Origin of the sequence: Candidatus Pelagisphaera phototrophica (assembly GCF_014529625.1) — a bacterium.
Classification (GTDB): Bacteria; Verrucomicrobiota; Verrucomicrobiia; order Opitutales; family Opitutaceae; genus Pelagisphaera; species Pelagisphaera phototrophica.
On the sequence record NZ_CP076039.1, the window covers coordinates 1804265 to 1827582 of the forward strand.

Here is a 23318-nt window from a genome sequence, read left to right on the forward strand (position 1 = left end):
CCTAGACCTTGATTGGACGGATAGACCTTACTTATTCTGTTGTCATTTTTATTGACCCCAATTATTGGATACTATTTTTCTTTGACCTTGGCTGTGCGAGCGAAGACCTAGTCCACTTCTGGTCAGTTAGCCATGTCGTGTTCCCTTCGGCGATTACTGGTGCCGCAATTGGTACTTGCCAGAGTAGTTTTAACCCAGTCTGACGCACTGAAAGCGACGTTTCTTGGCGACAAGTATTACCCTTTTATTATCAGGGATCATTTCTTTTGTGAATCGAGCAGAAGAATTCAATCCAGAGCCTGGAGCGATGATCGTTTGGGCAGGAGATTCGATTACACACCAGCGCGGCTGTACACAGTACTTGGAGAATTTCCTGTATACTCGATTTCATGATAAGAAGCTACGTTTCGCGAATGCGGGAATAAAGGGCGACTGTGCGGGCGACTTGTTAGAAAGATTTGATGAGGACGTGGCAAAGTGGCAACCGCAGTACGTTACCCTGCTGTTAGGGATGAACGACGGAAGGTACGAAGAATTCTAGAGGGAGAACTTTGCCGTCTACCAGCGTGATGTGAATACCGTATTGGACCGCCTAAATGAGATCGAGGCCCGTTCGATCATTCTTTCGCCGACCCTGTTCAACCACCTTCAGTATACTATTCGAAACGAAGACCCGGATTTTCGCTTCAAGCGACTAAGTGTCCATCAGGAGTACAATGCCAAGCTAGCGTTCTATGGAGGTTGGCTACGGAATTTTGCTCGGACGCGGTCTTTGGAGTACTTGGATCTTTGGGGGTCGATGAATGACTTTACTACCCGCTTTAGGCGGGATCACCAGAGTTTCACTTTGATGCCGGATTCGATTCATCCGAACCCTGATGGAATCGCTTTAATGGCGGTAGAAATGGCAAGGTATTTTGCCGGGAGTAGAGTTGAAGCGAGTCGAGTTGAATTGAAGCGGGCGACCGATGGCAGGGTGACAGTGGGAGGGAACGTAGTCCTTCAAAATTTCGATCGGGATGGCCTGGAGGCTACTGTTACCCCTGGGTCTCTGCCTTGGGTACCGCCGACCTCAGGGGAGATTGGGCCGGCTCCTTGGAATTATTTAGATGATCCGAGCAAAGGTTTTAGGGCTTCGCTGGAAGTTCTCCCCATCAATAACGATTTACTGTCAGTGAGCGGCTTGGGTCAGGGCGTATACAAGGTGCGGATGAATGGCGAAATTGTTCTCATCGCTGAAAGCGACGACCTTGCAAGAGGAAATTCACGACAGTCGAACCCTGAATCGCCGAGTTTTAAACAATCGTGCGAGCTGGCTGGACTGAATGCTAAGCGAAACGACGAAGCGGTCGGGTCCTATCGAGGTATTCAGGGAAAAATGAAAGGAGCTCGGAGGAAATTTGACGGGGATTCTGTGGCTTTTGCGGCAGCGCGAGAGTAAATTCGAGTTGAACTCGATGAGCTTCAGTTGCTGGCTGAGAAAATGGAGAGAGAGATTCACCGGATCGCCGTCCCCGAGACTTATGAGCTGGAGATCAGTCGGTTTATCCGATAAACTGCTAAAGTTTGTTCTGCAGTCGATCCCAATGTCAGGAAAAGACTTTCTTTAGATTGATCTCTTGAGCGAAACAGATGTCTTTCGATTCATTGCGTTAAGTCGAAAGGCTTTCTTTGACACCTCTCTGTCAAACACTATTGTCGGAAGCTCAACTTGATATTTACTAGTTAATCCCTCAATAATGAAAATTTCGCTCTGCTTTTTTATCCTTTTTGCAGCCGTTTTTGCCCCATTAATTGTCTATGGTGCGAGACCTGTGGTCCTTGAGGACTTACCGGGTTTTGATCGGCCCGTTTCGGCCGCTTTTTCCCCAGATGGGAAGTCGCTTTTCGTAGTCAATCGATCTAGGGGTGAAGTGGGTGCCCGCCGAGATGCGGGCTCAATAACTAAGTTCAGCGTAAGTGAAGGTCCCGAATTCAAACTGGCAAGCAAGCGATTTGTCGTCGGATTAACGGCTCCTTCCGACATTGATTTTCTACCCGTTGATTTGGCAGGTGTCGCTCCAGCGGGGTCGCTCATTCTCGTTTCTGGCACGCCGCTGATAGAAACGGAGGATGGGAGAATGATTAAGGATGCCTCGGCCGATTTTATCGGTCTGTCCTTGTATGACCCAACTACTGGCAAGTTGATAAAGAAGGTAGATCTGGGTCCTGCTTCGGATGTCAAATTGAATGGTGAGAATCCCTTGGTTTCGCCCAATAACATCACGATCGACAAAAGCGGAAGTGTTTACATTGGGGATACGGGGATTGGCGGGAATCTATTCAAAAACAGGATTAAGGCACAGCCAGTCATTTACCAGATTAGCATTATTGGTTTGATCGATATGTTTACAGGTAAAAGTCCTATGGATGTAGAGGTAATGAAAATTTCCAGCATTCCGGGAGATATCTCCTATCAGAGTGCTGACGACTCGGTTTTCTTCGTGGCCAATCACATTCAAGGAGCAACAAAGGGAGCGGTGTTCAAGGTTGCCCGCAGCGACTTTCACAACGTGATGAAAATCCAGACCGTAGTACGCGAGCTAACAGCTTTGAGCAGCATGCGTCTAACGCCGGGTGGAAAAGTTCTTTTGGCAACGAACAAGGGTGAGCTGGTAGTTCCTCGGGGGAGGAAGGCATCCCGTTTGATTCGGTTCAAGCCAGAGATGACGTTTTCAACGCCGGGAAAGTTTGCGATGTTACCGGAGCCGGGAGGGGACTTCATTATAGCGGTTCCGGAGGAAACGGGCAGTGCCGGAGCAGGAAAAGGTCAGAGGGTGCGAATCGTAAGGGTCCCTTCAAAATTCTGATCAACTAAAGAGGGAAAATAAGGACGGTTTTGTCCTGATACGGGGGGAGTTCAGGATTGGCTTTATGAGTGGATCGAATATGGCCAAATTGAATTTACAGTAGTTGGGGTCGCATCAAATGCCGAGATAGCAGAAGCGGTCGGGAACAGTTTGGGCCGCAACGAGAAATAGGGCGGAAAGGTCAGAGTTCAGGGTCGTTTCTCAACAAGAAAGCCCAGCCAGCGGTTTCTCGAAGCTTACCTTTTCAGGCAATCAGGGGAGCGGTGCGTTTGTCATAGGGAATTGGATATTAGAGCCGGCCCCATCGCACTAAAGGAAAGTCTTGCCCTTGTATTCGCAGAGAGAATATTGTGAAAACGAATCGATTTCGTTTTGTGAAAGGAAATGGCGGTTTCCTGCGAAACGAAAGTCGATTACTGGAAGCTGCTGGCTTTTTCTAATTTTCAACGTTTTCGAAGCGAAGCTGATTGTAGTCCGGACGATCTTGAAATGGTTCTGGAATTGATAAAATCAGAGTGTCTAGATGTAGCAGGAGGGGTACTCATTTTGGACGAGTTCGAAAGATTCCAGGAATTACTGAAGGGTGAGTAAGAAACAAATTTCAAAAATAATGAATACAACGTTGAAAATGTACTTTTAAGTGTGGACGAGCGGGTAAGTTGGGTATCGAAATGGAACGAGATCAACGGAGGGATTCTAGACCAAAGAACTCGCGGGATGATCGTCGAAACTTTCAAAAAATGGCTTCCTTGGGACGAGGCGATTCCGCGAAGTGTGGTGCCCTTATTCTAGCTTCCCTCAACCGCGCTTGACTTGGTGGAGGGCTCCGTCTATCCCCGCGACGATGCCGAAAAGTACAGACCAGATTCCTGAGACCGCTATTGCTGTCTACTCAGGGGGGATGGATTCTACTGTAATGTTGTACTCGATGTTAGAGCAGGGAGTCGATTTACAAGGAGCCCTGAGCTTCGACTATGGCCAGAAACACCGCAAAGAGATTCTGGTGGCGAAGGAGATTTGTGAAAGGCTCGGAATGGAACATAGAATAGTGGACTTGAGGAGCATTGCGACTTTGTTTGGATCGAGCGGTTTGACGGATTCTGATACAGACGTGCCAGAGGGACACTACGAAGAAGTATCGATGAAACAGACCGTCGTCCCTAATCGAAATATGATCCTGATTTCATTGGCAACGGCATGGGCGATTACGAAAGGGGCGGAAGCGGTGGCTTACGCCGCACATAGCGGGGACCATGCAATCTACCCTGATTGTCGGGAGAGTTTTGCCAATACATTAGATCAAGCCATGCGACTCTGCGACTGGAGCGAAATTCGACTCTATCGTCCTTTTGTTAATTCAAGCAAAAATGGGATTGTGGCAGAGGGGCATCGTCTAGGAATTCCTTTAGGAAGCACTTGGTCATGCTATAAAGGAGGAGACTTGCATTGTGGAAAATGTGGTACTTGCATCGAGCGCAGGGAAGCTTTTCATTTGGCGGGCGTCGAGGACCCAACGAGCTATTCCGCTAGTGCGCCGAGCGTCGAAACGCTTGTCGCTCAAAACTGGCACCTTCCAACTTGATATTCAGAATGTTCACCTGCCAAAAGACTTACTCGGAAATTCCCTTTGCTCATCGGCAGCATAGGCACGATGGTCATTGTGCCAAGATTCATGGCCATAATTGGAGTTTTACCTTCACGTTTGGCTGTAATCAACTGGACGATTGCGGATTCGTCGTAGATTTTGGAAAATTAAAGGAATTACGCGCCTGGTTGGAGGAAAATTTGGATCATGCCTGTGTCTTCAACCAAGACGATCCGCTGCTTGAATCCTTTATGATTTTAAAGGACGAAAATGGAAATAGCGTCTTCAAGTCACTTGTCGTGGAGCAATGTTCGAGTGAAGGGATGGCGAAATGTCTTTTCAATGTCGCCAAACCAATGATACAAGAAATGTCGGGAGGAAGGGCGTTTCTAATCTCAGTAACTGTTAAAGAGGATTTTCGAAACAGTGCCACGTATAGTCCGGAATTAGATTGATGGAATATCCGGTTCATGAAATGTTTCACTCATGGCAGGGTGAGGGAGATCATTCGGGAAAATCAGCTTTTTTTGTACGTCTGTATGGATGTCCTGTTCATTGCCCTTGGTGTGACTCGGCAGGAACTTGGCATCCCGATTATGTCCCAGAAAAAATAGATAGGATAGACGCTGCCACGATCGCGGACGCAGCGGCTGCGGTGAGGTGCGATCTAGTGGTGATTACGGGTGGAGAACCGACAATTCATGATTTGGGGCCATTGACTGATGCCATGAAGGAGAGAGGATTAAAATCCCATTTGGAAACGTCGGGTTCGTTTCAGATTAGAGTTTCGTTCGATTGGATAACCTTGAGCCCTAAATGGCTTTCAACGCCATTGCCCGAGTCATTGGCGGTTGCGAACGAGTTTAAGCTGATTGTTGAAGATGAGAGCTCGGTTCAGAAGTGGGTAGATGCATTGGGCAATTCGATTGATAAGCGTTCGGTATGGCTCCACCCCGAGTGGTCAGTTAGGAAGGATCCGCGTATTCTGGAGTCAATAACGGAATTTGTGAAGAAGAATGGTGCTCCTTTCCGAGCTGGTTTGCAAGGGCACAAGTATTATCGTGCTGACTTGCTGGATCGAAATTCAGCTAAGCCTTCGCCTCTTGGCGGAAATCCGATGCGGGGATATTAGAAGTTTGCTGATGAGAGACTACATAGATTGAGGAATGCAGTTTAAGCGGATCAGTGTTAGAAACTATAGGAATATAGAATTCAACCGGTTGGAACTAGGATCTCCTCGTGTGTTTCTTCATGGCCCGAATGGGCAGGGGAAGACGAATATGCTGGAGGCTCTTGGACTGGCGACTGCTTTACGTCCCTTTCGTACTCATGAGAATCGGGTGGTGATAGGTCCCGCGGCGTTGTATTCGGAAATTGTATATGACTTAGACCACGAAGACCTGGGCGAGACTCAGGTTAGGGCTAGAATTAAGAAGTCTGGAAAAGAAGTTTGGATCGATGGTGAACCCACAAAACGATTGTCAGATTTTGTTGGGAAATTTCCGACAGTGATACTCTCTTCCAATGATTTACAATTAACTCGGGGCACTCCAGGAAATCGAAGGCGTTTTTTTGACGCGTTTATCTGTGGCGTAGATCGCAACTATTTTAGAGCATTGCAGACCTTTCAGAAGCTCTTGCAGGAGAGGAATGCACTACTGAAGCAAAATGAGTCTGATGCAGTAGTATCCGCCTTCGAATCGCAAATGGACGAACCGGCATTGAAGATTTGCAGGGTTCGAACGGAGATATTGGATTCTCTCATGGAGTATGCCGTTGGCGTGCACCGAGAAATTTCATTAGATGGTGAAACTTTGGCCTTGGAGTATAGTCGAAGTGCAGAGCTCGAAGATGAAGGGGACTATCTCAAGTTGTTGGAGAAAAACCGGAAAAGAGATGGCTACTTACAGTCGACGGGTAAGGGGCCACATCGCGACGACTTTTCGATCTCATTAAACGGGATGTCTGCCGATGACTTTGCATCTGAAGGACAACAGCGTTCAATCACGCTTTCACTTTCGTTGGCGATTATCGAGTTTTGGCAGAGCCGATTTGGATTCAGACCGGTTGCTCTTGCAGATGATGCTCTGGGGGAGTTAGACCAGCAACGTAGAGATAGGTTCTGGTCTGTTCTTGACAAGGATTTGCAAATCATTGCGACAGGCACTCAGCTACCCTCGCCTGGAGAGAAAGACGATTGGAGAATCGTCGAGGTTTCGAAGGGGAATTTTACCGGGTAGTATTTTTGACAGCTGACTAGCTCCTGTGACCGTTATGTAGATACGCAAAGACGGCAATTTTTAGAGAGGGAATTGTGAGCGCTTCAGTGTTGATTGTACCCGGGTTTTTAATAAAGATCCCTTCAATTTCGTCGGAGCACGTTTGGACGCTCTGAAAGTTTTCCACCCTAGCCAAAAAGTAGACATCGTTAACTATAGACTTGTGGGAATATTCGTTGGGCCAACCTCCAAGGTACTTCCAAGTGTCCAATTGGATTCCGACTTCTTCCTTAACTTCTCGAAGCATTGCGGTTTCCAGGTGTTCTATGGGATTTACGAATCCGACCGGTATTCCGAGCTTCCCTTTATTTGGCTCCTTGTGCTATTCTTATGAATGGGATATCCCCATCGCAATCTTGGATTAAAGCCGCTGCAGAGGAAACTGGGCTGAAGTCCGTTTCAAGAAAGCAGTCTCAACAGAAAGAAGAAGTTTTTGTGTATGGGTTCTGGCAGGGGAGCCGCAGGAAGGGCAAAAGTCAAAATGACCAAGAATCGGTTTTTCTGAAAGGTTCATTCTTGGAGGGCCTGAAAGCGACAAGAGTAGGGGGGGGCTTTTTCGATACGGCATCGTTGAAGCAGTGCGTGGTTGGTAGCCTCGCAGGGATTCGAACCCCGACAGAAGGAATCAGAATCCTTAGTGCTACCATTACACCACGAGGCCATCGCAGTCGGTGAAGCTAGGATTGGGATTCTGAAAATCAATAGAAAAACGTCCGCCATTGGAATGAGAAGCGACGTTTCTAGCGTCTTGGATCTGGCAGGCCGGGGCTAATTCGGTCCTTGCGTAGACTTTTCTACCAACGCTCGATGATTGGAATTCTTCTCCTGTTTGTAGGGAGAGTTTTTCCAAAAGCCACGGTAGAAGCAAGAACGGTTGCCAGCGAGGAACTTTCTGCATTGTTCCTGGTTCAACTGGTTAGCAGAAACGGTTTTGGGGATCGAGCGACTCATGATGGATGGAGTAGTATATCGTCACCGTTGAGTAACTATTGACCGTGATTCAGGAAAAAACGGGATGAAGGTGTATTTCTAAGCTCTTGCTGGCGAAAGAGTCGCGTTGATTGTTGATTTGAATGGGGGGAAGGCTCTATATAGAAACATGAATTTAGCGATCATTAGCGGAACGAGCATCAACCGGTCGGCAGTTTTTAAGGACTGGAAATTGGATCAAGTGGAGACGCCTTACGGAGCGATTGACTTCAAGCGCGGTAAGGGAATCGTAGTAGTGAATCGTCACGGCTTTTCAGAACCGCTTCCTCCCCATAGGAGCAACTATAGAGGGTATGTCTCTGCCCTAAAAGGTTTGGGTGTAGACGCAGTGCTAGCAGTGACCTCAGTGGGTTCTTTAAAGGAGAATTTGAAGCCCGGAACGTTGGTTTCTTGTTCGGACTACGTGAGTTTTGCTCCAATGACGTTTATCGATGATCGCCCCAGCGGATTCGCGCCAGCTATCGACAACGGGCTTCTGAACGATTTAAAGAGGCTGTGTCCTCAAGGGATCGAATCTGATCGGGTTTACGCCCAGACGCGTGGGCCACGATTTGAAACAAAAGCCGAAGTAAGAATCCTTCAGAGCTGGGGTTGTGACGTGGTTGGAATGACTTTCGGCAACGAAGCGGATTTGCTCTTGGAAAGCGGGGTCTCGCTCACTTCCTTGTGCATGATTGACAACTATGCGCACGGCATTGGAGATCAGAAACTTAGTATGAGTGAATTCCACGATTCAGTTGACCGAAACCAATCGGTTATTGATGGAATTTTAAGTGGCGTAACTGCCCGATTTGGCAAGTAGATGGAGTTTTACGGTTATCTTAGGGTAAATAGCCCCCTATTAGAGTAAATTCCCCCTCGATTCAGCCGATGGTTTAGGCGGGCTGAGGACATGCTTCAGTGAGAATTTAAATTTATAACGATATGAGCGAGTTTCTCTCTACAGAAGCAATGATCGCCTCACGGGAGGTTTTTAATCGACTTAAGGGCTTGATCAACAGCCGGATCAAGGGGAAAGACGATGTCATTGATAACATTCTGATCTGTTTTGCAGCGGGAGGCCACGCTCTTATAGAAGACTTACCGGGTGTTGGAAAAACCACTTTGGCGTATTGTCTCGCTCGAGCGATGCATTCGGACTTCAAGCGAATACAGTTTACGAGTGATTTGCTTCCCACTGACGTTACTGGTGTTTCTATCTATGACGAGTGCAAGCGATCTTTCGTGTTCAAAAAAGGGCCGATCTTTTCAAATATCGTTCTGGCAGATGAGATAAACCGAGCGACGCCAAAAACGCAATCGAGTCTTCTAGAAGTTATGGATCACGGAAAAGTTACCATTGATGGTGAGACTTATTCGGTAGGGGACCCATTTATAGTACTAGCTACTCAAAACCCAGTGGACTACGAAGGGACGTTTCCGCTTCCGGAAAGTCAGATGGACCGATTTCTAATGCGACTTCAAATGGGTTACCCGAGTACTGAAAACGAGTTAGAAATCCTAGCTGGGAAGAATTCTGGTTACGATGATCTATACTTTGGTGACCCCGTGAGCAAAGAGGAAATAGTGAAGATTCGAAGTACGGTTTCCAAAATCTATTTGGAGGACAGCATTTTGGATTACATCATGAGAGTCGTAACTGCAACACGAACAGAAAGCGAGTTCAAGGCGGGAATCAGTGTTCGGGGAAGTCTGGCCTTGAAGGCGGCATCCCAGGCTCGTGCTCTGTATTTTGGAAGAGATTTTGTAGTGCCAGAAGACGTGAATTCCGTTGCTTCCTCAGTTTTGAGCCACCGTTTGAATTTGCGTCGTCCCTCCTCCGATGCTATCGAGGAGCGTCGTTTAGTTGAGGGAATTGTTTCGCGAATTTTAGCAGTAGTCCCGCAGCCGAAGTAAAATTATAGAAAGCAATGTCAATTTCTGCCTCAAAGGACCAGTTTATGTGGCGTGGTCCTGCTTCGGGTCGGACGCCAAGGCCATTTTCGGTTAAGCTAAAGGAGATTTTTATCCCCCCAAAAGGGGAAAAGGTTCTCCCGACCGCTTCTGGTATGATGTTAATCCTTATTGGACTATGCCTTGGGTTGGCTGCTTATAACACTGAAAACAATATACTTTTCGCGGCCCTATCTTTGCTGATTGCAACGATTATCATGAGCGGTTTTTTTTGCTGGTCGAACATCATTTCAGCACGTTGGAGGCTCGAAACGAGCTCTACTTTTAGAGTTGGCGAAGATGGTGAGGTCGCAGTCGTAGTTGAGAATGCGAGACAAAGATTTCCCTTGTTCTGCCTACTTTTCCATTTGGGAGACGAGACATCTCATGAAGTGAGTGACCTTTATTTAACTGAGAGCCTCGCTCCCGGAGAGTCAAGCCGGCTCGTGTGGCGGCATCGTCCAAAGAAGAGATGCGTAACCAGATTTCGCATATTTGAGACCACGTCTTCGTTCCCTTTTGGCTTTCTACGCAAGCATGTGCTGGGAGAGTGTGAAGTGAAAGCAAGGATTTGGCCGGCTCGTACTGAGTATCAAAGACTCAAGATGATTGGGACTGGTTTTGGATGGCAGGGTGCTAGTACCAAAACAAAGGGATCAACTGGAGAGCTAATCGGTCTGCGGCAATATGCAAAAGGAGATGCGCCAAGATCTATCCACTGGAAAGTTTCTGCACGACAGGGGACTCTAGTTGTTAAGCAACATGCCGCTGAGAGCCAAGCGCGATATTCGCTGGTTGTAAATCCGTCTCGGTATCTGTGGCCCAAAGAGGATGTGTTTGAGAAAATGTGCTCGTTTGTCGCAAGCCTTGCTGAGGACTTATTCTTAGCGGGTGACTTGGATCATTGCCGAATCGTTGGCGGTGCCTCGATCAAGATAAGTCGAGTAGCCGATTTGAGTAGCTTCCTTGATGAAGTTTCTGCCCTATTATGGGGAAGGGAATCAAGTGACAGTGAGAATTTGGTACAATCGAATTGTGTAGTATTTTCACCTTTGGATGGGAAATCAGTGGAAGCGATAGTAAATGGAACGACGATTGCCAAAGCTTAGCGTTAACGCCCTGTACAGACTGAAGTGGTTGGTGGGGGCTCTCATGGCGTTTGTATCCATGACAGCACTTTTAAATCTTGGGAGTCTTAGTAGAGTCCCTGCATTAATAGGGATTGCTGCTATTTGGGCATGCATTTTTTTCCCAAAGCAGTATTCGAGTACTCCCCCTATCGTTTGGAAGGCTTTCGCTTTCATTATCGTCCCTCTGGTGTCAATTGACGTTCTGGCAAGAGAAACCATACCAGCTCTGCTTAACCTGAATACCTGGCTAGTTATTTATCGAGCATTGAATCACCAGAAGCGAAGAGAAGAGATGCAACTCGTTTTGCTTTGTCTATTTCTTCTAGTAATGACTGGTATGTTAACCGCATCACTCGTATCCGGGCTACAGCTACTTTTCTTTTCCGGATTAGCGATTGGCTTTCTGACTGCTGGTACGATTCTGGATAGCAGATCAGGTGGTAGAAGCGAAGAGATAGACGCCTACAATGCATGGCAAAAACATGAAGGCTGGTTTCATTTGGCTCGTTCTTCTCGTTACCGTAATCTTGCAATTGGGTCTGCAATGTTCACGGCCTTGATTGGGATCGCAGGTGTCGCTTTCCTCTTCATTCCGCGAGTGGACATTCAAAACAAGGTCAACTTGTTCAACATGAAAGCAACATCCTCCCAAACTGGTTTCAGTGAGAGCTTGAATCTCGGTGAAGTCACGAACATCAAGAACGACACGCGAGTAGCTTTGCGTGTTGATGTCTCGGGAGAGCAAATGGTGCCAGCCACTCCCTACTGGCGCATAGTGGCGCTCGACTCCTACAACAATGGAAGCTTTTCCATTTCACCGAATCTCAAAGAGTCGCTGAACAACAGAGGTACGACTCCTTATATGGCAGTTCGGTATTGGAGTGACCTACTGTTTTCGGACATGCCTAGTCGAGATGAAACAAGAGATAGATGGACATTTTTCGTTGAACCGGGAGTAAGCAAGTTCCTGCCTGTTCTGGGTTCGTTTAAACAGTTTACCTTTGCCAATCTAAACGAACTGAGTATCGGGCCGCAGTTGCATGCATTCTCTTTGAGAGAAACGCCTAGTAAAATGGTTTCCTACCAATTGGAAGGAGTAGATTTCAAATCAAACATACCAGATGTTCCGGCTGACCGGTTTAATGAGACGATAATGCGCCGCATTAGCCAAACAGAAGAGTTTACAAGCTACAGTTATCCCGAATCTTTACTTGGACTGCCCAATGATAAGGCAGCTAAGGAGTATTTGGATATAATTGTTCAAAAGATAACGGGGGGAGTCCCGATGGATGCGGTTGCATTTGCAACTCGAGCGACTCAGTACCTGTCTGAAAGTCACAATTATTCGATGAGCGTGAATTTGCCGGAAGCATCAGGTATTAATGATCCTGTAGTTCGCTGGCTTCAGTCGGATCTGGATGGGCATTGCGAGTTCTTCGCTTCTTCACTCATCCTGCTCTCAAGGGCTGCCGGATTTCCGTCCCGGGTCGTTATCGGTTACAAAGGCGGTGCCTGGAATGCGTTTGAGAAGTACTACATGGTGAGGAATTCAGATGCTCACGCTTGGTGCGAAGTCTTCGATGGGAAAGATAGCTGGTTTCGCGTTGATCCGACGCCAGGTTCGGACTTACCGATGGCACCGCAAACGACTGTGCCAATTGAGGCACAGATGGGTGAAAGTGATACGCTTGCTTATTTCGATAGCCTCCGAATGTTGTGGTATCGTAGAATCGTGAACTTTGACGAACAGGCGCAGAAGGAAGTTGCGATTCTGATGAAGGACTTCTTTTTGGCTTACATACAAGTAGCAGAGGAGTGGGTCATTAGCACGGCCAATGAAGTGTATTCCTGGATCGTCGCCCCATGGAGTACCAAGAAGTTTATAAATTCGATGAGTTCTTTGGTAGTTGCGATCTTAGTACTGCTTTTTCAGAGAAAACTCGTACTGAACTATCGCGAATTATTCTTAGCCACATTTAGGAGGGGAGACCCGATTCGGCGCAAGGCGAGCAAGGTTCTTAAGAAGTACGAAACGAAGCATAGAGACCTGACTGACGATGCGAAAGGGAAACGGGAATCAGTTATACAGGAGTTGAAACGGCTAAGATTTGGTCGCCGAGACTCGTGGTCAAACCCGCGTATTGTATTCAAGGAAGCGCGGCGGTGGTTGTAGCTTCCTGAGTGTTTACGTACTCGGGACGCTTGTCAAAGTAGGCCTCCAAGACGTAGCGAGCCATCGGAGCGGCGTATCGGCCGCCGCCAAAGCTCACATTGAGTTCCTGTCCCTCTACCAGGGCGACCACCGCTATTTTTGGGTCCTCGATCGGTGCAAATCCGACAAACCAAGCAAGCTCAAAATTGCCATCCTTTTTGTTTATCTGGGCAGTGCCTGTTTTACCTCCAATGTTGACTCCTTTGATGATAGCGGCGCGAGCGGTGCCGGTGGGGCTGACTACGCGGTCCATGCCATCTATTATCGCCTTATGCAAGTTTTCGGGAAGGCCCAGAGGTTTTGGGGCGGGGCGCCGGGCGAGTTGTTCGGGTGATTGTTTAAGAATGCTCGGATGGGAATAGACCTGATTTTTAGCAACCGAAGCTACCATCAGGGCCATTTGGAGTGGGGTTACGATTAGGGCACCTTGTCCAATCGACATATTTGCAGTGTCACCTGGATACCATGGCTCTCCAAAGCGAGTCTTTTTCCACTCTCGAGAAGGCGTAAGCATTCCCCGAGTTTCGTTTGGCAAATCGATGTGAGTGGGTTCGTTAAGGCGGAGGTAGATGGCTTCCCGACTCAAATTGTCAACGCCCGTTTCTAGCCCAACCCGATAGAAGTATTCATTGCAGCTTTTCTCGATAGCGGTGCGCAAGTCGATTTCTCCATGGTGGCCCATGCAGGGGAAGTTGCGGCCTCCAACTCGATGGGAACCGTCGCATTCAAAGACTGTATTATCGTCTATTTTGCCCGCCTTTAGCCCTGCGATGGCGGTTATTAGCTTAAAAGGCGAACCAGGAGGGTACAAGCCGCGCAAGGCCTTGTTCTCCCAGGCTTGATTGTCGCTGATTTCCTTGAAAATCTTGTTTGAGATGAAAGGGGTGGTTTGGTTCAGATTGTAGTCGGGCCGACTGAGCATCGCCAAAACTTCCATTCTATCTATGTCAATGGCGACTAGGGCTCCTTTGTCGCCGTATAGATCGTATCCGGCTTCGCCAGCTAATTGGAGGTCAATATCGATGGACAATTCGATATCTCGGCCTTTTCTCGGATACTCCCTTTGGACGGATTCCACTTGGTATCCGCTAGGGTCGACGACCCAGATTTCAGAGCCGGTTTTACCCTGTAGTTGCTCGTCGAAACGCTTTTCAATTCCATTGCGACCGTAGGTGCCTTTTGTCGCGAACGTCCTCAGTTCTGATCCTGGCATATCGCTTTGAACCTCTAGTGGACTGTATCCTACGTATCCAAGGGCGTGCGTGGCTGCGTTCTCGTAGGGATAGTGGCGCATGTTGGATACGTACACTTGAACAGGTGACTCGACGGGAAGCGATTCCAGAAGGATCGCGAACTCTTCGGGAGCAAGGTTGTCGATGAGGGGGTAGGGAAGTAGTGGATTGACATTTAAGTGTCGGGTGATGGCGGTTGCATCCACTTCTTCATGTCGGCCGATCAATTCGTTGACCCCCTTGAGGTAGCTTTGAAGAACGTTCGCTCGCGAGAGTATTCTGAGCTCTGAGTAACTCTTAATTTTTTCTCCTCGTTCACGGTAGTCTCGTACCATCCTCCGATAGCTGTCACTGAAAGATTTCTGTACTTGGTTCTCTGAAAGAAAAACGACGGCCGAGAACTTGGACTTGTTTGCTACTAGAACTCGTCCTTCCCTGTCCAGAAGATTGCCTCTTGGACCAGGGGTTAGTATCCGACGCTGGTTTTGGATTTTCTCTTTTGCCGCATGCGATTCGGACTCGATTAGCTGGCGAAAAAATAGGCCACTGTATAGAATGACGAGAAGTAGTCCGAGAATAGCGTAGAATATCCAAAGACGTGACTGGTATTTCTTTGTGTTTTCCGTATTCATCGGGACTGACGCTTTTCTAGGGCGACGTTGATGCCAAAAACTCCTAGTATTTCAATCAGGGCTCTCTGGTAGTGCAAGTTGATCAGGGCTATAACCAGACTACTTATTAGGAGATTCATAGCTACCTGAAAGGCGTTAATTCCTTCGGTTCCCAAATTAGCGGCTGCCAAAAACGTATATACGATATAGATCGCTAGGTTTGCAGCGAGGGCAGTTGCAAGACTGGCTCCTTCGGATTCGCGTCTCAATCGATATCGGACAAGGACGGCAATGTAGTGAAGACCGATCAGGGTTAGAAGTGAGGACCCAAATGGAAAAGGGGTTTTTGTATCGATGAGAAAGGCGACGGGTATGAGAGAGAAGCTGCCTTGAAGGTGGTTTAGGGTGAGCGAGCTAAATGAGAGTAGCATCCCAGCAATCAATACACTGATCCCGAATGGAGCGATGTAGAAATTGAGCTGGGTGAAGAATAAAATCGTGACGTAATGGGCGATTGCCACTATGATCCAGCGGTTGCGAGATGCAAACTTCATTCCATACCTTCCTTAATTGTGATCAAAACGGCAACCTCGGTGAGATTGGAGAGTCGTTCTTCCAAACGTACGTCACAATCTTGAAACATGCCGCTAGCCCCTGGCCTCAGGCGTTGAAGGTACCCGATATGCAAGCCTGCTGGGAAAATACCGCCCATTCCAGAAGTGACTATTCGTGGTGGATTGGAAGGATCTGAGATCGAAATATCGTTGGGAACGTACTCGGCAAGACCTATGGGAGAACGAAATATCTTAAACCCTGCACCGCGAAAACTCATAGGTCGGTTGTCGCCCTCGATTACAACCGCCATTCGAAGATGGCTATTGCTCAACAGCTCTACGGTTGACGTATATTCGTGTACCTCGCGGATGCGACCCACTACACCTCCAGAGAAAACAACAGGCGCTCCAACGGGAATTCCGTGACGAGAACCTTTACGGATTTCGAAGTGTTGCCACCAAGAGTTAAAATCTCGGGTGACGACGCGAGCTATCTCGTATTTGTATTCAGGTCTTGCGGGCAGTCCCAAAAGGGCTTCGAGTCGGACTACCTCCTGTTTCAGGGACTGATTCTCAAGGACTTCCAACTGATAGGCAGAATTGAGGTGGGCGAGATCCTTGCCTGCTTCGTATAGTTCGCTTTTTGACTTTAATCGGGCTGCCCAGAAATTTTGAAGCTCCCTCACGTAGGAAGCTCCGGCATTCATGGGAGCCTGAAACTCGTAGAATGCAGATTGTAGCGTGGTCTTAACCGCTACCGGAACGAATATCCAAAAAACTGCTACTCCAAAAAGGACAGCAAAAGGCTTTATGCTAAAGAATCGCTTTTTTGCCAATGGACCGCCCGTTCGCGTGATTCTAGTCGCACGCTCTAATCTTTGGAATCGCTAGAAACGTAAGGTAGCAGTGCATTTAATTCTGCCAATACGGCACCGGTTCCATTGGCGACCGCGCTAAGGGGATCGTCTGCGATGATGACGGGGAGTCCGGTTCTATCGCAAAGCAGACGGTCGATCCCTCTGAGGAGACCGCCACCGCCTGCGAGGACAAATCCTCGGTCGACTAGATCTGCCGACAATTCCGGTGGGCATCTCTCAAGGGCGCTACGAACGGCCTCTACGATCGCGTTGACAGTATCGTGTAGGGCTTCCCGGATTTCTTGAGAAGAAACTTGGATGGTCTTGGGAAGACCGGCCACTGAGTCTCGTCCTTTCACTTCGAGAGTCATTTCCTCATCCAAAGCGGCTGCCGATCCGATTCGCAGTTTAATTTCCTCACCAGTTCTCTCCCCAATCAGTAGATTGTAGGCTCTCTTCATGTAATTGATTATCGCCGCATCAAGCTCGTCGCCCCCTACACGTATGCTCTTTGCGTAAACAACTCCAGCTAGCGAGATAATTGCCACTTCCGTAGTACCGCCACCGATATCGACAATCATATTGGCAGCCGGCTCCTCTACGGGCAATCCAACGCCAATAGCGGCTGCCATTGGTTCTTCCAGAAGCATTACGTCTCGAGCGCCAGCGTGCGTCGCAGATTCCTTTACAGCGCGTTTTTCGACTTCAGTGATGCCTGATGGAATAGCGATTACGACTCTGGGGGGAATGATCTTAGCCGTTTGAACCTTCTTGATGAAGTAGCGGAGCATCGCCTCAGTAATATCGAAATCGGCGATGACACCGTCTTTCATCGGACGGATTGCGGTAATGTTGCCGGGGGTTCGCCCCAGCATCTTCTTCGCTTCGTTACCTACTGCGAGAACTCTTCGGGTTCCACTGTGAATGGCGACAACACTTGGCTCGCGAAGAACAATCCCTTTGTCTTTTGAGTAGACGAGGGTGTTTGCTGTTCCGAGATCGATACCGATGTCGTTAGAAAATAGACCGAGGAAATTTCGCAACATGAATGCCTAAAATGTTCAACGAAAGGACGTTTTGAAGCAAGTGTTTAAACGGAGCATTACTCAAAAGCAATTTTGAATACGGAAAAAAACTGCTAAACGTCTCTTTGTCTAGGAAATGAGAGGGTTTCTGGGCATTTTATGCGATCCTGAAAGGATCTGTAAGGATAGCTAGTATAGGCGGGAACGATTGAGAAGGGTGTCGCTCGCTAAATAAGAAACGGCCGGCTGTTTGTAAGATCGGCCGGCCGTGTGAAAGTGTGTAGCAGAAATTTGAAGACAGAAACTTAGCTCTCGGAAGTCGCTTTCTCGCTCGTTTCTGCAGGTTGCTTTGTTTCGATAGGCTTTTTCGGAGCGGGCTCTTCCTCCATCGCAGTACGGAGATCATCTTCGATATGGCTCGTGGCCTTCTTGAATTCCTTGATCGATTTTCCGACTCCTCGTGCGAGCTCAGGTAGTTTTTTCGCTCCAAAAAGGAGTATAAATACGACGAGGATGACGACAATCTCGGGCCAGCCAAGATTCGTTAAAAAAGCGAGTGAATATGTTGTTTCCATTTTAAAATACTTTCGGTGTTGGGTAAGAAATCGTGATAAACGTTTCTATAGATTGTGTGTTTTGTTTGTGCCTGGCAATGCTGCTTTGCGAAATCTGGCAATTCTATCCTTGTTTTGGCTCCGTATGCTTATTTGGAACCGGTTTCTCTGCCGGTATTCTGCTGGTCGCTGAGAAAAGTGTTTGGGCCGTCGAATTGTTCGCTTTCGAAAAATCCGTGCAATTGCCGAATACGGGTGGGATGACGCATTTTTCGTAGCGCTTTCGCTTCTATCTGCCGGATTCGCTCGCGGGTAACCTTAAATTGCTTTCCAACCTCTTCCAAGGTGCGGCTGTAGCCGTCGACAAGTCCGAATCTCAGTGACAAAACCCTTCGTTCGCGTTCGGTCAAGCTATCAAGAACGTCGATGATCTTCTCGCGTAGCAGACTGAAAGCCGTTTGATCGTAGGGATTCTCCGCTGACTTATCTTCGATGAAGTCGCCGAAATTGGTATCATCTCCATCGCCGACGGGGCTCTGGAGTGAGATTGGCTGTTGAGCCATCTTCATGATGGTCTGAACACGCTCTACTGGGAGGGCCATTTCTTCTGCGACCTCTTCCGGTGTCGGCTCGTGTCCGTACTCTTGCAAAAGCTGTTTCTGAACCTGCATGACCTTGTTCAGCGTTTCAATCATGTGAACCGGGATGCGGATCGTGCGAGCTTGGTCAGCGATCGAGCGTGTAATGGCTTGGCGTATCCACCATGTAGCGTAAGTCGAAAACTTGTATCCGCGGCGGTACTCGAATTTCTCAACCGCTTTCATCAGGCCCATATTGCCTTCTTGAATCAGATCGAGGAAAGAGAGTCCGCGGTTCGTATATTTTTTCGCGATTGAAATGACGAGGCGAAGGTTCGCCTCGACCATCTCCGTTTTCGCCTGATGCGCTTCTCTCAGACGCATGCGAACATCACCAATCAACCGGACTAATTTTTCGGGATCAATGCGGTGCTTGTCGTGGATTTCTTCTAATTCGTCTTTCAACTTTTGAGGATTAAGCTGGGCGTCTCTGGCTGTTTTTGGCTTTTTGACTCGATCCAGGTCTCGATTGATTTGGCTGATACGGCTCAGGTCCTTGCTGATCACGTCATCGATATGCTCTTCGAAAACTTTGAGCTTGAAAAAGAACTTAGAAAAATTGCCTCTCAGCGTATTTTCCTGTTTTCTGAACTTGGAGCGGATTTTCTTTCGATCTTCCGGATCTGCCGCTGCCCGGAGCTCAGACCAAGTCTTGAGCATGCGATCGTGTGTTTTGCGGGATCGTTCTATTAGGATGGGTAGGGCTTGAAAGTAGGTTTCGCGGTTTTCGATTTTCTTATCAATCACGATTCGATCGAACCGCTCTTCCCGATTGTAGAGCTTTTCAGCAAGATTTAGCGTGAAGTCCGAAGCGATCCCTACAGAAAAGAGGGCTTCTTGAGCTTTGATTTCAGCGCTTTCGATACGTTTTGAGATCTCGACTTCTTGCTCTCGCGTCAGAAGGGGGACTTGTCCCATCTGCTTGAGATACATGCGAACAGGATCGTCCAGTATGTCGTGCTGACTGGTTTTGGTTTGCGCCTCTTCCTGCTCTTCCTGCTTCGCTTTGTAGGAATCGACTTCATCGGGATCGAGGATGTCGATTTCCAGATTCTGCAGAATCGAGATGATATTATCGATATCTTCCTGCCTATCCACTCCATCTGGCAGAGCAGTGTTGATATCGCTGTAAGTTAGGTAGCCTTGTTCTTTGGACTGACGAATCAAGTAGCGAATACGTTCGTTAACTTGATGTTTAGACAGTCCTTGCTTGGTTTTTGCGTCGCTTTTTTTCTTGCGTGGCATAAGGTTTTATTGGCGTGGGTTTTACCGTAATATGGGAACGATGATGGGACTACTCGAGTTGCGGCGGGTTTCCCTTAATATTCTGTAATTTTACAATTTCGTCAAATAGAGAGATTAAAGCAAAGTCTTGTTCAGATTGTTTTTGGGCAATTTCAAGTTTTATCTTCTTAATCTTTTGATCTGCAAATTTAGTTACCAGTCTCTTAATCGCTTCTTCTGCAAGGCGTTCGGGATTGTCGTACTCGGGTTTCTGGAAAATTAGGTCGATTGCTAGGCTCTTTAGTTCGGTTTTATCAAGCTGATCGTTAAGAGAATCGGGTCCATTCCACATGTCGTGGAGGAAAGCGTTCAATACGAGATTGAGCAGTTCCCCTTCTAAAGAGCTAGTGTCTATCCACTGCTCATCGACGATTTGCGCGATTCGGTACCCGATTTCCTCCTCATTCAAGCAAAGCCCTAATAAGTCCCGTTCAACCGTGTGGACAGTCTTACGTGTGATTGGTTCATTCTGGACACCTTTCTCTGCCTGTTTGGGTCGCCGGGCGGTGGCTTGGTTGGTTGAAAACCTCCGGTAGTCTCTGATTGCGGCATCAGGATCGATGTTCAACTTTTCGGCTACCTGTTTAACAAACTCAATTTGGGTGGTCTCGGAGTCCGCTTTGGAAATGATTTGGAATAACTCGGCGGCAGCTTTGGACTTCGCTTGAGGAGTGAGGGAATCGATGCTGGGGGCGATTGAATCGGCGGCAAAGGATATGGCATCGGTTTCTCGCTCGAGCAGGGCATCTAGCGCTGCGGCACCCTCGAACCGAAGTAGGTCATCTGGGTCTTCCCCCTCGTTGAGTGGGATGAATGTGACCTCAACGCTTTGAGCGAGAGCAAGCGGCAACATTCTAAGGGCTGCTTTTTGCCCCGCCCGGTCTCCGTCTAGAAGGCATCGAACTCGAGGCTCGTACCGCTTAATCAGTCGCAACTGATTTTCCGTGATTCCAGTCCCCTGGGGCGCAACGGCGCCTTTTAGCCCGACGCTCCAGCAACGAATGGCATCGAGCTGTCCTTCAACCATAACGAATGGGGTATCGGGATCGACTTCCATTCGTGCTCTGTCCATACTGAAGAGAAGGGAGCTTTTATTGAAAATCGGCGTTTCGGGAGAGTTGACGTACTTAGCCTCCCTACTGGGGTCGTCATCGGGCGTTAGCTCCAGTTGCCTAGCCGTAAAGGCGGAAATCCGCCCTTGGTGATCGCGAATGGGGATCATGAGCCTGCCGCGAAAACGGTACCCCATGGTAGCTGGATTGATGCCCTGTCTCGTGTAGAAAAGTCCGCAGGCTTCGATCGACTCTTTGGAGAATCCCTTTTTGGTTACGCGCCGGCCAAGCTCCAATCCGCCCACGGGCGCGAATCCGATCTTGAACTCATCTGCGATGGAGATCTCGAACTGCCGAGTCTGGGTCCAGTAGTTGCGAATCCACTTTCCGCCTTCGTCGCCTGCATGGAAGGCTTCATGGTAGTAGCTCGCGATAAATTCGTGCAGTTCGAAGAGTTCCTGTCTCAAGGACCGGTCTTCGCGAGGCCTGCCACCTTCTTCGTATTCAAGTTCAATGCTGAATCGCTTAGCGAGCTCCTCCACTGCTTCCACGAAGTTGAGGCGCTCGGTCTCCATGACAAAGCTTATGATGTCACCGGCATTTCCAGTGGAAAAGCACTTGTAAATCTCTTTGTCGGGCGAGATGAAAAACGAAGGTGTCTTCTCGTTGGTGAAAGGGCTGAGTCCCTTGTAGTTGGAACCTGCTCTTTTGAGCGCTACTTCACGGGAAACCACATCGAAGATTCCAATCCGATCTTTGAGATCGCGAATACTGCTCGGCTTAATCGCTGGCATGGGTGGGGAGGAAGGGATCCAGTTCGATTCTACCTACTTAGGTAAGTGGTCGCCTCTTTGATTCCTTCCGCGCCGGGTGCCGCTGCACTAAGAAAATTGTCGTATGCATCGGAGATTCTCGATCTTGGAGCGTTGGCTTTTCTCAGCAAGCGGGCAAATGCGAGTGAAACGGAGGCCTTCCTGGGAAAGAGGTTTACTAAAGCTTCGGCCTCGCGGACCGCTTTGGATGGGGCCTGAGTTTGAGCGACGATCGTCAAGTAGGCGCTTGCAATGATAGGTGACCTTGGATCGCGCCGTTTGGCTTCAAGGATACAGGCTTCGGCATCGAGCCAATTCTGGGTCTCTATGTAAACGTTTGCGAGTTCGTGCCAGATGACGGGATTTTCGGAACCGGGCCCTAAAGCCCTCCAGTAGAGATCAATAGCCTCCATCGAGTCCTCCCGGTCAACGGCAGAACGGGCAGCTTCCAAGTAGTCCACATCCGAGACGATTGACGGAGGTGGCTCGTTATTCGTATCTACCAGGGCTACGGGCGGTTTCTCTTCTAGCACTGGATTGTTGATAGATTCAGGATCGTTTTCGGCGGCATTGCCGGGCGTCGGATTTACATCCAAAAAGGCTGGATTGTTGTTGGCGTTTGCTCCCGCTACTAAAGATTGCTGAGCGATTAAGGCTTCTCGTTCCCGCTGTACTTTCTCTCCCTGGAGCCGCTCTGAGAGAGCCTGATCTTCCAGCTCCTTTCGCTTTCTCTCAATCTCAGCCGCAGCCTCCGCGATGTCTTGCTGGGCTTTTCTCCACTTACCGATTGTATCCCGAGCCCTCACAATCCTCGGATCTGCACTTCCTGGACCATAGCGCGAATCATACTGCTCCAACCAGGTCGAGGCAGGCATGTATTGCTGCAAGTCGATTTCAAGTTCGATCAGAGCAGCGAGAGCCTCTTTGGCTCCGGGATCATTGACATAAGCCGCCGCTTGGGAGATCCATGATCGGGCCTGAGGCGGATTTCCCATCTTGTTAAAGAGATACCCGAGCTTCAGTGCGGGCCCTGCAGAAGGCCGAATACGGTTCCACTCGAGGTAGGCCTCAATCGCTGCATTAAGGACGCCGCGCTGTTCCTGCAGGTTAGCATAGTTCTTCCAAGCGAGAAAATCCTCCGGAAATCCTTCGAGGTAGTTTTCGAGCGCTTGAGCTGCCGCCAGCTCTTCTCCTAGACGAATGTTCAGATCGGCGATGTTTACCCAAAGGCGCTCGCGCCCGGGATCTATTTCAATCGCCTTGGAGTAAGTGCTAATGGCGGACTGGAGATCATTGTCCTCCAGGTGTGTGTGCCCCAAGGCTTCAAGGAGGGAAGCGCTTTCAGGGTTTTTTAAAGCTGCTTTGCCCAGGATCTTGAGGGCTTCTGAAGTTTCATTCCTCTGTCTTGCTTGATCGGCCTCGTTCAGAGCGAGATTGATGCGCTCTTCACGGTTTGCACATCCAGACAAGATCGATAGAGTGCCTGCGATGGTCGCGATATAGGAAAGGCGCTTGGCAATGGAATATGTCTTGTGCATGCGAGCGGGAGGACGGCGAGAGGGCTTAATGGCTGAAAGCGTCCTGAGTTTCTATTAAGGTCTGTGGTAACTTTTAGGTCTTTAGGATTGCGTTTTACAAACTAATTGTGCGGTTCGATAGATGCGAATCCGAGCGTTCAAGATGAGTACTGTCAAGCAACGCTGCCTAAAGCTTGATGATTCT

Annotated in this window: 21 protein-coding genes, 1 tRNA gene and 1 pseudogene; 12 read left to right on the forward strand and 11 right to left on the reverse strand. The window is 48.6% G+C overall.

Annotated features, from left to right (window positions below):
* Positions 1–268: 268 nt before the first annotated feature.
* The 8 genes from GA004_RS07675 (at position 269) to recF (ending at position 6674) form a co-directional block, all read left to right on the forward strand.
* Positions 269–541, forward strand: a complete 273-nt coding sequence (locus GA004_RS07675) for a GDSL-type esterase/lipase family protein (protein ID WP_283396739.1) — start codon at positions 269–271, stop codon at positions 539–541.
* Positions 542–571: 30 nt separating this feature from the next.
* On the forward strand, positions 572–1441 hold the full coding sequence (locus GA004_RS07680) for an SGNH/GDSL hydrolase family protein (protein WP_283396740.1): 870 nt from the start codon (positions 572–574) through the stop codon (positions 1439–1441).
* Between the two features lie 298 nt (positions 1442–1739).
* Positions 1740–2849, forward strand: a complete 1110-nt coding sequence (locus GA004_RS07685; RefSeq protein WP_283396741.1) for a hypothetical protein — start codon at positions 1740–1742, stop codon at positions 2847–2849.
* A 384-nt stretch (positions 2850–3233) separates the two neighbouring features.
* Positions 3234–3440, forward strand: a complete 207-nt coding sequence (locus tag GA004_RS07690) for a hypothetical protein (protein WP_283396742.1) — start codon at positions 3234–3236, stop codon at positions 3438–3440.
* A gap of 253 nt (positions 3441–3693) precedes the next feature.
* Positions 3694–4431 (forward strand): 7-cyano-7-deazaguanine synthase QueC, encoded by a 738-nt coding sequence (gene queC, locus GA004_RS07695; RefSeq protein WP_283396743.1) that lies wholly within the window; start codon positions 3694–3696, stop codon positions 4429–4431.
* 8 nt (positions 4432–4439) lie between these two features.
* Positions 4440–4889, forward strand: a complete 450-nt coding sequence (locus GA004_RS07700; protein WP_283396744.1) for a 6-pyruvoyl trahydropterin synthase family protein — start codon at positions 4440–4442, stop codon at positions 4887–4889.
* A complete protein-coding gene (locus tag GA004_RS07705) occupies positions 4889–5566 on the forward strand; it encodes a 7-carboxy-7-deazaguanine synthase QueE (RefSeq protein WP_283396745.1) in 678 nt (225 codons plus the stop codon). The genes GA004_RS07700 and GA004_RS07705 overlap by 1 nt, the downstream gene beginning before the upstream one ends.
* A gap of 34 nt (positions 5567–5600) precedes the next feature.
* The gene (gene recF, locus GA004_RS07710; protein WP_283396746.1) at positions 5601–6674 is read left to right on the forward strand and encodes a DNA replication/repair protein RecF; all 1074 of its coding nucleotides are present in this window, start codon (positions 5601–5603) and stop codon (positions 6672–6674) included.
* Between the two features lie 16 nt (positions 6675–6690).
* On the opposite strand, the pseudogene GA004_RS18165 reads toward recF, so the two are convergent.
* From GA004_RS18165 to GA004_RS07720, 3 genes and pseudogenes are all read right to left on the reverse strand, one after another.
* Positions 6691–7017: pseudogene (locus GA004_RS18165) on the reverse strand (NUDIX domain-containing protein); the annotation flags it as partial.
* A gap of 283 nt (positions 7018–7300) precedes the next feature.
* Positions 7301–7374: transfer RNA gene (locus GA004_RS07715), tRNA-Gln, on the reverse strand.
* Positions 7360–7611, reverse strand: coding sequence for a hypothetical protein (locus GA004_RS07720; protein ID WP_283396747.1), 252 nt, complete (start codon positions 7609–7611; stop codon positions 7360–7362). Before GA004_RS07720 ends, GA004_RS07715 begins: the two co-directional genes overlap by 15 nt.
* 201 nt (positions 7612–7812) lie before the next feature.
* Between GA004_RS07720 and GA004_RS07725 the strand changes: the two genes are divergently transcribed.
* The 4 genes from GA004_RS07725 to GA004_RS07740 all read left to right on the forward strand — a co-directional run bounded on the left by GA004_RS07725 (position 7813) and on the right by GA004_RS07740 (position 12938).
* The gene (locus GA004_RS07725) at positions 7813–8505 is read left to right on the forward strand and encodes an MTAP family purine nucleoside phosphorylase (protein ID WP_283396748.1); all 693 of its coding nucleotides are present in this window, start codon (positions 7813–7815) and stop codon (positions 8503–8505) included.
* Between the two features lie 122 nt (positions 8506–8627).
* Positions 8628–9599 (forward strand): AAA family ATPase, encoded by a 972-nt coding sequence (locus GA004_RS07730; RefSeq protein WP_283396749.1) that lies wholly within the window; start codon positions 8628–8630, stop codon positions 9597–9599.
* Positions 9600–9613: 14 nt separating this feature from the next.
* Positions 9614–10744 (forward strand): DUF58 domain-containing protein, encoded by a 1131-nt coding sequence (locus GA004_RS07735; protein WP_283396750.1) that lies wholly within the window; start codon positions 9614–9616, stop codon positions 10742–10744.
* Positions 10719–12938, forward strand: coding sequence for a transglutaminase TgpA family protein (locus GA004_RS07740; RefSeq protein ID WP_283396751.1), 2220 nt, complete (start codon positions 10719–10721; stop codon positions 12936–12938). The genes GA004_RS07735 and GA004_RS07740 overlap by 26 nt, the downstream gene beginning before the upstream one ends.
* Here GA004_RS07740 and GA004_RS07745 read toward each other — a convergent pair.
* From GA004_RS07745 to GA004_RS07780, 8 genes are all read right to left on the reverse strand, one after another.
* Positions 12913–14841 carry a penicillin-binding transpeptidase domain-containing protein gene (locus GA004_RS07745; RefSeq protein WP_283396752.1) on the reverse strand — a complete coding sequence of 643 codons (1929 nt, stop codon included), beginning with the start codon at positions 14839–14841 and terminating at the stop codon, positions 12913–12915. The two genes, GA004_RS07740 and GA004_RS07745, sit on opposite strands and share 26 nt — an antisense overlap.
* Positions 14838–15374: a hypothetical protein gene (locus GA004_RS07750; RefSeq protein WP_283396753.1), complete on the reverse strand. Its 537-nt coding sequence runs from the start codon at positions 15372–15374 to the stop codon at positions 14838–14840. The genes GA004_RS07745 and GA004_RS07750 overlap by 4 nt, the downstream gene beginning before the upstream one ends.
* On the reverse strand, positions 15371–16210 hold the full coding sequence (gene mreC / locus GA004_RS07755) for a rod shape-determining protein MreC (protein WP_283396754.1): 840 nt from the start codon (positions 16208–16210) through the stop codon (positions 15371–15373). The genes GA004_RS07750 and mreC overlap by 4 nt, the downstream gene beginning before the upstream one ends.
* Before the next feature lie 35 nt (positions 16211–16245).
* On the reverse strand, positions 16246–17277 hold the full coding sequence (locus tag GA004_RS07760; protein WP_283396755.1) for a rod shape-determining protein: 1032 nt from the start codon (positions 17275–17277) through the stop codon (positions 16246–16248).
* A gap of 284 nt (positions 17278–17561) precedes the next feature.
* A complete protein-coding gene (locus GA004_RS07765; protein ID WP_283396756.1) occupies positions 17562–17831 on the reverse strand; it encodes a Sec-independent protein translocase subunit TatA/TatB in 270 nt (89 codons plus the stop codon).
* A 128-nt stretch (positions 17832–17959) separates the two neighbouring features.
* The gene (gene rpoD / locus GA004_RS07770; protein ID WP_283396757.1) at positions 17960–19693 is read right to left on the reverse strand and encodes an RNA polymerase sigma factor RpoD; all 1734 of its coding nucleotides are present in this window, start codon (positions 19691–19693) and stop codon (positions 17960–17962) included.
* Between the two features lie 49 nt (positions 19694–19742).
* On the reverse strand, positions 19743–21578 hold the full coding sequence (gene dnaG, locus GA004_RS07775; RefSeq protein WP_283396758.1) for a DNA primase: 1836 nt from the start codon (positions 21576–21578) through the stop codon (positions 19743–19745).
* Between the two features lie 29 nt (positions 21579–21607).
* Positions 21608–23134, reverse strand: a complete 1527-nt coding sequence (locus GA004_RS07780; protein ID WP_283396759.1) for a tetratricopeptide repeat protein — start codon at positions 23132–23134, stop codon at positions 21608–21610.
* Positions 23135–23318: the final 184 nt, after the last annotated feature.